Below are 8016 nucleotides of genomic sequence, written 5' to 3'. Positions count from 1 at the left end.
CCTGGAATAGTTCACAATGTCACAATCATGCAAAGCAAATGCATAAGAGGTTTGATCTGTTAAGCCATACCCTATCATGGTCCAGACATTACGGCCCTTTCCTGGTGTGTCAAGACCCGGAAATCCTTCAGAGGTTAGGTCAGCATACAACTCTCTGATCCTTGGGCCATCATTCCAAAGCACATCAACATTACAAGGTAGAACCGACATCAGTTCTTTTACTTCCTCAAACTGTTCTTTGGTTGCTTGATCAAGACCCAATATGATCTTATGTAGATACTTCACATGTTTAAGTTCCTCTATGATCTTATGCATAGCAGGTGTTTCAAACTCAGAATAGAGTGCAGGGAGCAGTAAAACCATATTACGGCGTTTTGCATAAGACTCAAGCTCCTTCTCAAGATCATTAAGTGTACGTCCACCTAGTTTTTGAAGTGTTGTGATCACACCATTTTGAAAAAAATCAGCCATTTGTCTCTCTTTGTGTTGGATTGGGTTCGATAAGCATTATCATGATATCAAGTAAATTATTGTGGGTAGGTCCGGTTATCAGTAGCTCACCAGTTTGTTCAAAAAAACTGTTTGAATCAAAGCTATCAAGATAATGTTGAGGATCTATATGACGTGCTTTTGCATCAACAAGACTGTGTGTATCAATAAGAGCACCTGCTGCATTTGAGTTACCATCCACACCATCTGTTGCGGCACTCAAGAAAGTAATATCGCATGACAGATAACACTGCGTTAATATATTTAAACACAAATGCTGATTTCTTCCACCTTTACCCTCACCTTTTACAACAACGGTAGCTTCACCACCAAAAATATATGCATGGGTCCTCTCTTGATGACTATGCGTAAATTTTAAAAGATGTTTTGTAATCTGGCTTGTATCTCCTTGGAGAGGTTCATCTATAATGCTTGTAGCAATACCTTCTTTTTGGAGTAATTGCTGTGCTTTTTCAAGCACAATGCTATTTGAACCCACGATATGATGCTCGATATGTTCATAAGGCTTCTTAGGTGTTTCAGCATGTATACCCAATCTGCCCTCTTTAAAAAAAGTCTGAATACTTTCAGGCATCTTGTCATAGACACCATAAGTATTCAGTGCATCTTCAGCATCCGAAAAACTTGTCTGATCACAATAAAAAGGTCCTGAACCTATAGCATATAGATCATCACCTATGACATCCGAGAGAACCAAGACAACACCCTTTGCCTTGGTCTGTTGTGCCAGTTTTCCCCCTTTAACCTGTGATAAATGTTTTCTGACACTATTCATTTTTTCTATGGGCATTCCACTGTGTAACATAAGTCTAGTCACTTCTTGAAATTCGTTTAAACTGATCCCCTCTTCAGGCAATTCCACCAAAGCAGAATTCCCTCCAGACAGCACATAAATAAAAAGGTCATCTTCAGTCAATTGCTGCAACATCTCCTGCAGTGCCCTTGCCGAATCAATACTCTTTAGCGAAGGTAAAGGATGCGTACTTTGCATATAGGTGCCGTTATCAAATGTTTTGTCAGTATCATAAGGACCAATGATCAAAGTTTTCTTTAAAAAAGGTTTTAAAAGTCTTGCTACTTCTTCTGCCATCGGGATAACGGCCTTCCCTGAACCTAGAAGATAAATATTTTTATATGCATCCAAATCATAGGTCTTGTCTAATACAGTAAACGTATTCTCATCTAAGTGGCATGACTCTGCTACAAGTTTTTCAGGTGTTATCTCTTCAAGTAGTTGATTAAATACTCCATTCAACAAAGTTTTATTTGACATCAAAATACTCCTTTAAGACACTATTCCACCCTTTGGGTCCAGGGAAAGGTGCCTTTGTTACACCCTCAATGTTACACGCCATAAAAGATCCGTCAGGGTGCGGGATCAATACAGGTGTATCGACACTCTGGAGCATACTTAGATCATTGGCACTGTCACCAAGTGCTATCGTATGAAACGCTTCGTCACTACTTTTTTTATACGTATTGATGAGAAACTTGATCGCACTTGCCTTATCTTGTCCCTTTGTGATCAAATGGTAAAAACGTCCACCCTTTACGATATCCAGTTCATCTTCATTTGCCATTTTTTGCAGTTCATCCAATTTGCTTTCATCTTCCAGTATAAAAGGTTCAGTAAAAGTTCTTTTTCTTGCATCAGAAGCATTTTCTATACATAGGTTTGTATAGCTTGCCACTTCTTCATCTTTCATATCGAAAAAACCAAGTATTGGTACAGATTTGGCATATTTTAGAAAACATGATCGTATATACTCATACTCAAAACCCATAGATACCATATCATACCCCTCTTTAGAAGGCATAAAAATACCACCACCATTCTCAACGATAAAAGGTGCCTTCATCTCTAAAAGTTTTTGGATACGAAGCACTTCATCTTTCGTCTTACTCGTAACAATGACCAAAAGTATTTTATTGGTCTTGATATAATTCAGCATAGGCTTTGCTGGTTCAAAACTGTAGGTAGTATGATCTAGTAACGTGCCGTCTAGATCTGTAAAGATTATTGTTTTTTCTTTTATCATCGTAAAATAAGTATAACGCAATCAGGGTACTCAATCATGATATATATGTTTATATTTTAATCAATAGCCTAATCTAGCGCTATGTAGGTGAAAACTGATGTCATTACCTTTTTATGGGATTCCGGATAAAAGGTAGTAGGAGATTCCAAAACTCTACTTGATCCCTACAATCTGCTTTAAACTACTCTCGATGCTTTAACGTAAGTTCAACAAGTCGTGAAGACAACTCATAGTTTGAATCTATAAAATCAATATTCCTTTCTTTTTCAAAATGCTGACGTTCTTCATCTGTATCAACTTTCATGACAATATTCGCCTCACTGTAGTACTCTATTACTGCTTCACTTATAAGTTCTTTTGTGTGCTCACTTTGTACTGTTATTACAATACTCGAACTCTCTTCAACTTTAAGTGACTCCATAACCGGGCGTTTATTGAGATGTCCAAAATAGGCAAGAAAATTAATTCTTCGTGCCAATAAAACATGTTGTAAATTATCTGAGATAATAATAAAATCGATATTTTTTGAATGAAGTTCTTTGGCAACAGCCCTTCCCAAGGTACCAAATCCCACGATGATAATGTGATTTTTCTTATCGATCGGGGTAATCACATCGGATTCATAAAACTCTTTTTCAAAAAAGGAAGAGAGTTTATAAATATTGTTAAGCACAAACGGAGTAATGACCATAGATACAAAAGTGACCAAAAATAAAAAGTTTGCCATATCCAGAGTGATCAGATGATTGCTTGCAGCCAAATCAAATACAACAAAAGAAAAACCACCTATCTGTGCTAATGCAAGGGCTGTTTTCATTGAGGTATTGGTATCAGATTTTCTTTTTATAATAAAATAGATTACCCCTGTTTTTACCAGGGCTACTAATGCAAAGATCAAAAAAACCGTATGAAGATTTGAAAACAGGTAGACGATATCAATTTTTGTTCCGACACTAAAAAAGAAGATACTTAAAAGCAAATCTTTATAGCTTAGTATGTCTGATTCTACCTTGATCGTATATTTAGTGTCAGCGATCAAAACCCCAGCAATAAATGCCCCCAAGGAGTAAGTAAAGCCTATAGAATGCATCAGAACTGCCATGCCCAGGACAATAGCAAAAATAGCGCCAAGAAAAATCTCTTCAATATGTGTATTCGCTGCAAACTTCAATAAGGCATCAACAATTTTATCACCAACAAAACGAATAAAAATCACAATAAAAACAAGTGCCAATAGCGTTTTTACTATGACTTCAACAATGGATATATCTGTACCAGTTTCTCCATAAGACAAAAAAGTGATGAGTAACAAAATAGGAATGACAGATAGGTCTTGGAAAATCAAAATACCCACAGATTTTTTCCCGTAAGGCGTATAGATATCTTTAGAGTCTTTCAGATATGGTAAAACAATTGCTGTAGATGACAAAGAAAATGCCAAAGCAATCACAATAGAACTTGTAACATCTAATTTAAACGCATAAAAAGCTAGAGGGAAAAAGATCAATACACTCAAGAGAAGCTGTAAAGCACCATTGATAAGCAAGGTCTCTTTCATCTTTTTGATCTTCTCAAAACTAAGCTCTAGGCCAATGGTAAACATTAAAAAGACAATACCAAACTCTGCTATCAGATCAAGAGAATCAATTTTCATTGTATTGAAATCAAAAAGATAACTAATAATAGTACCTGTAAAGATATACCCAATAATATGCGAAATATTTTGTTTTTTAAAAATGATGTTAAGTATTGTTGCAATAAAGATGGTTGCAAAAATCGCTAATAATAAAGTTTCCATATAATAATTATAATCAGAAATTTAATGCTTTATTTAAGGATATTGTCTATTATTTAGACATTTAATGGACAAAAATACTATTAAATTTTTTTAGTATAGATCAATGGAATAAAGAAGATAAAGGAAACTAAATGTGAACCGCAAGCGTATTAGCGTCAATATTATGGCAAGTGGGGTAGGTTAATATTTTTGGGACAATTTCATAGGAGTATTCAAATCAATAGACTCACTTTTCATCATCTAGCTTCCTTATATTCAAATAATATCATAGTAGCTACTTCATTTGTACTCCTAATATGATTCATTTTTAATCAGTTGCATAAGTGACGCTTCTATTTTCTATTAGAATATAAGATCACTCTACAATAAAACATAATCAATACTTGAAATTGTTACAATAAACTATATATTCTTGAAAAATTCTATGAAATACTTATTTTAGGGGATTAAAGTGGCGGACAGTGAGGGATTCGAACCCTCGGTACCCTTACGAGTACGCATCCTTAGCAGGGATGTGGTTTCAGCCAACTCACCCAACTGTCCATCTGATTTTGTGGATGAGATTATAATGAGATTGGGTTAAATAGAAGCTTAAAAAAGTGTCGTTTTATTGTAAATTTCTTTTTTTTCACTGAGTTAGTTTATTTTTTAGGAAAATCACTAAAAAACTGATTATTATTACATAATATATTTACAAACAAGGTTCAAAATGTTAAAAAAACTCACACCACTCTTCGTACTTATACTGTTTGCTCTAGGTGCTTATTTTATGATGCAAGGCATGGATAATGCAGTCGATATGACCAAAACAAAAAAAGAGATCAAAAAGTAGAGATCACTTTCAGTATCTCTTCTACTTTTCCCTGTGGTTTACTGTCTTTATAGATAGGTCTTCCTACTACAGGGAAATCAACACCCTCTTCATTTGCTAGTTCCAATGTTGCTACACGCTGTTGATCTCCTGCATCTTCACCAAAAGGTCTTATACCTGGGCAGAGTGTCAAGAATTTTTCAGATGTTGCATTTTTGATAGCCCTACTCTCAAATGTGGAACATACTACACCATCTAAACCATTTTCATAACTCATTTTTGCAAACTGCTCTGCTTTTTCATCTATACTTTTTTCATAAATACTCTGGAAGTTCTTTTCATCAAATGAAGTAAGTGCCGTTACAGCGAGTACCAATGGACGGTTTTCATATGGAATAAGTCTATCCAAAACCATCTTCATAGCCACAGCTCCTGCAGATGCATGGATATTGAACATATCTACACCTATTTTGGCTATCTCTTCTGCTGCATCTGCCATAGTATTGGGGATATCATAGAGTTTAAGGTCTAAAAATATCTTGAAGTCAGGATTGATGGCTTTAAGCGCTTCTATAAAAGGTTTTCCATCACGAATGTATGCACGAAACCCAACTTTCATCCAAACATCATATGATTTTAGTGACTCAGCCAATGCCAAGTTTTCTTCAGCCGATGGCAGATCAAGTGCTACACATAGTTCCATGGTTCAAACCTCTTATATTTTAGTGGTATAATAATATCCTAATTTTAATATATAAGGACTAAACAACATGTTTGGAAAAGAATCAAAAAGATACGACATTACTCAATCCGTAATGGACACATACAACTACGCTAAATTTACAACTTCTAAAGGGGTGATCTGGGCTAAACTTTACCCAGAAGATGCTCCTAACACAGTAGCAAACTTCGCTCACCTTGCAGAGCAAGGGTTTTATAATGACCTTAAATTCCACAGAGTCATCCCTGGATTTATGGCGCAAGGCGGTTGTCCTCATTCAAAAGACAATCCATCAATGGCTGGAACAGGTGGACCAGACTGGCAGATAGACTGTGAAACAGACACAAGTACACAGCCACACAGAAGAGGAACCCTTTCCATGGCTCATGCTGGACCAAACACAGGTGGAAGCCAGTTCTTCATCACTTTTGTAGCAACACCACACCTTGATGGTGTTCACACAGTATTTGGTGCGATTGAAGAAAGTGATACTGATAGCTTTATGGTACTTGATAACATCGATCAAAATGATGACATCGTAAGTATTGAAGTTCTTGCTACAAAATCGTAATGAATTGTTCGTCATCCCTGGGCTTTGCCCTGGGACATTAAAAAAAGGAACTGTATGTTTGGATATTATAGAGTTGCATCAGCGGTCAACAAAACCACAATAGCAAACCCTGCTAAAAATGCTGAAGAGGTCATAAAGCTCATCCAAGAAGCACATACTAAAGAGGTTAGTGTCGTTGTATTTCCAGAGCTGACGCTTACAGGATACACTGCTAGTGACCTTTTACTTAACCAGACCCTCATAGCATCACAAGATGAAGCACTCAGATATATATTAAATAATATAAAAAACTTCAATACTATTGCTATCATCGGTATAGCTGTACATGAAGCAGATAGACTCTATAACTGTGCGGCAATCGTACAAAGTGGGAAAGTGTTAGGTGTTGTACCCAAAAGCTATCTACCAAACAAAAAAGAGTTCTATGAAAAACGTCAATTTATCACAGGTAGAGACATCACAAGAACGACAACTGAACTGTTAGGAGAGGAAATACCGTTCGGTGTAGACCTTCTTTTTACTGATTCCAAAGATATGACTTTTGGTGTAGAGATATGTGAAGACCTTTGGGCAGTTACTCCTCCAAGTAACCACATGGCAAATAATGGTGCCAACCTCCTCTTTAACCTTTCTGCAAGTAATGAACTCATAGGTAAAGCTGAATACCGTGAAGAGCTTGTACGTACACAAAGTGGTCGTTGTATGGCTGCATATGTCTACTCTTCAGCTGGTGTAGGTGAATCTACTACAGATACGGTATTTGGTGGTCATGCCATCATCTCTGAATATGGTTCTACTCTGATTCAAAATGAACGTTTTAGTCTTGAGAGTAATCTTATCACCGCTGATGTGGACTTAGAACGTTTAAGATGGCTTAGACTCAATGAGTCAAGCTACTCTGACGGAAGACGTAAAAAAACACGTATCATCAAAGTGGGGAACCTTCCAAGTATCAGTAAACTTGAACGCTACATCAACCCTATGCCATTTGTGCCTTCACGTTATGCAGAGAAAAAGCACCGATGTGATGAGATCGTCCACATTCAAGCTCACGGTCTCATCAAACGTATGAGCCATGCACACATCAAAAAAGCTGTGATAGGTATCTCTGGTGGACTTGATTCTACCCTTGCCCTGCTCTCTGCACATAGAGCTTTTGAGATAATGGACTGGGATGTGCATAACATCATCGCTGTGACCATGCCTGGGTTTGGAACAACGAGTCGTACGAAATCAAATGCAGTGAAGCTTTGTGAAGCCTTAGGTGTCACACTTAAAACGGTAGACATCACAAATATTTCTCTCAAAGAATTTGAAGCCATTGAGCATGATAAAGATGAGCACAGCGTTACGTATGAGAATGTCCAGGCAAGAGCAAGAACTTCTATATTAATGAATATGGCAAATAAGGAAGGTGGTCTTGTCATTGGTACAGGAGACCTCAGTGAGATAGCCCTAGGATGGTCTACCTACAATGGTGATCACATGAGTATGTACGCTCTTAACTCCGGCATACCTAAGACACTCATACAGTATGTCATTGAGTATTATAAATCCAATGAATCT

7 protein-coding genes, 1 tRNA gene and 1 pseudogene are annotated in these 8016 nt (G+C 36.8%); 3 read left to right on the top strand and 6 right to left on the bottom strand.

The annotated features are described in order from the left end of the window. The 5 genes and pseudogenes from WBM70_RS09655 to WBM70_RS09635 all read right to left on the bottom strand — a co-directional run. Nucleotides 1-471 (bottom strand): annotated as a pseudogene (locus WBM70_RS09655) (glycosyl transferase); the annotation flags it as partial. Next, the gene (locus tag WBM70_RS09650; protein WP_424558303.1) at nucleotides 464-1783 is read right to left on the bottom strand and encodes a glycerate kinase type-2 family protein; all 1320 of its coding nucleotides are present in this window, start codon (nucleotides 1781-1783) and stop codon (nucleotides 464-466) included. The gene WBM70_RS09650 and the pseudogene WBM70_RS09655, both read right to left, overlap by 8 nt. Then, on the bottom strand, nucleotides 1773-2549 hold the full coding sequence (locus WBM70_RS09645; RefSeq protein WP_424558302.1) for an HAD-IIB family hydrolase: 777 nt from the start codon (nucleotides 2547-2549) through the stop codon (nucleotides 1773-1775). The genes WBM70_RS09650 and WBM70_RS09645 overlap by 11 nt, the downstream gene beginning before the upstream one ends. Nucleotides 2550-2730: 181 nt before the next feature. Further along, a complete protein-coding gene (locus WBM70_RS09640; RefSeq protein WP_424558301.1) occupies nucleotides 2731-4347 on the bottom strand; it encodes a cation:proton antiporter in 1617 nt (538 codons plus the stop codon). Nucleotides 4348-4799: 452 nt separating this feature from the next. Beyond that, a tRNA-Ser gene (locus tag WBM70_RS09635) sits at nucleotides 4800-4890 on the bottom strand. Between the two features lie 166 nt (nucleotides 4891-5056). On the opposite strand from WBM70_RS09635, the gene WBM70_RS09630 reads away from it, so the two are divergent. Then, a complete protein-coding gene (locus tag WBM70_RS09630) occupies nucleotides 5057-5179 on the top strand; it encodes a hypothetical protein (protein ID WP_424558300.1) in 123 nt (40 codons plus the stop codon). On the opposite strand, the gene pyrF is transcribed toward WBM70_RS09630, so the two are convergent. Beyond that, on the bottom strand, nucleotides 5169-5861 hold the full coding sequence (pyrF, locus tag WBM70_RS09625; protein ID WP_424558299.1) for an orotidine-5'-phosphate decarboxylase: 693 nt from the start codon (nucleotides 5859-5861) through the stop codon (nucleotides 5169-5171). The two genes, WBM70_RS09630 and pyrF, sit on opposite strands and share 11 nt — an antisense overlap. Before the next feature lie 67 nt (nucleotides 5862-5928). Between pyrF and WBM70_RS09620 the strand changes: the two genes are divergently transcribed. Further along, on the top strand, nucleotides 5929-6450 hold the full coding sequence (locus tag WBM70_RS09620) for a peptidylprolyl isomerase (RefSeq protein ID WP_424558298.1): 522 nt from the start codon (nucleotides 5929-5931) through the stop codon (nucleotides 6448-6450). Nucleotides 6451-6504: 54 nt separating this feature from the next. Beyond that, nucleotides 6505-8016 (top strand): NAD(+) synthase (locus WBM70_RS09615; RefSeq protein ID WP_424558297.1); only part of this gene is annotated, 1512 nt, incomplete at its 3' end.

It is taken from the genome of Sulfurovum sp., assembly GCF_049668085.1.
In the GTDB taxonomy this organism is placed as follows: domain Bacteria; phylum Campylobacterota; class Campylobacteria; order Campylobacterales; family Sulfurovaceae; genus Sulfurovum.
This window is presented reverse-complemented; position numbering and strand designations above follow the sequence as displayed.

What these genes read in the sequence shown, in the direction of transcription:
- WBM70_RS09630 (WP_424558300.1), top strand. Translation starts at nt 5,057, where the DNA reads ATGTTAAAAAAACTCACACCACTCTTCGTACTTATACTGTTTGCTCTA.
- WBM70_RS09650 (WP_424558303.1), bottom strand. Translation starts at nt 1,783, where the DNA reads ATGTCAAATAAAACTTTGTTGAATGGAGTATTTAATCAACTACTTGAA.
- WBM70_RS09620 (WP_424558298.1), top strand. Translation starts at nt 5,929, where the DNA reads ATGTTTGGAAAAGAATCAAAAAGATACGACATTACTCAATCCGTAATG.
- WBM70_RS09640 (WP_424558301.1), bottom strand. Translation starts at nt 4,347, where the DNA reads ATGGAAACTTTATTATTAGCGATTTTTGCAACCATCTTTATTGCAACA.
- WBM70_RS09645 (WP_424558302.1), bottom strand. Translation starts at nt 2,549, where the DNA reads ATGATAAAAGAAAAAACAATAATCTTTACAGATCTAGACGGCACGTTA.
- pyrF (WP_424558299.1), bottom strand. Translation starts at nt 5,861, where the DNA reads ATGGAACTATGTGTAGCACTTGATCTGCCATCGGCTGAAGAAAACTTG.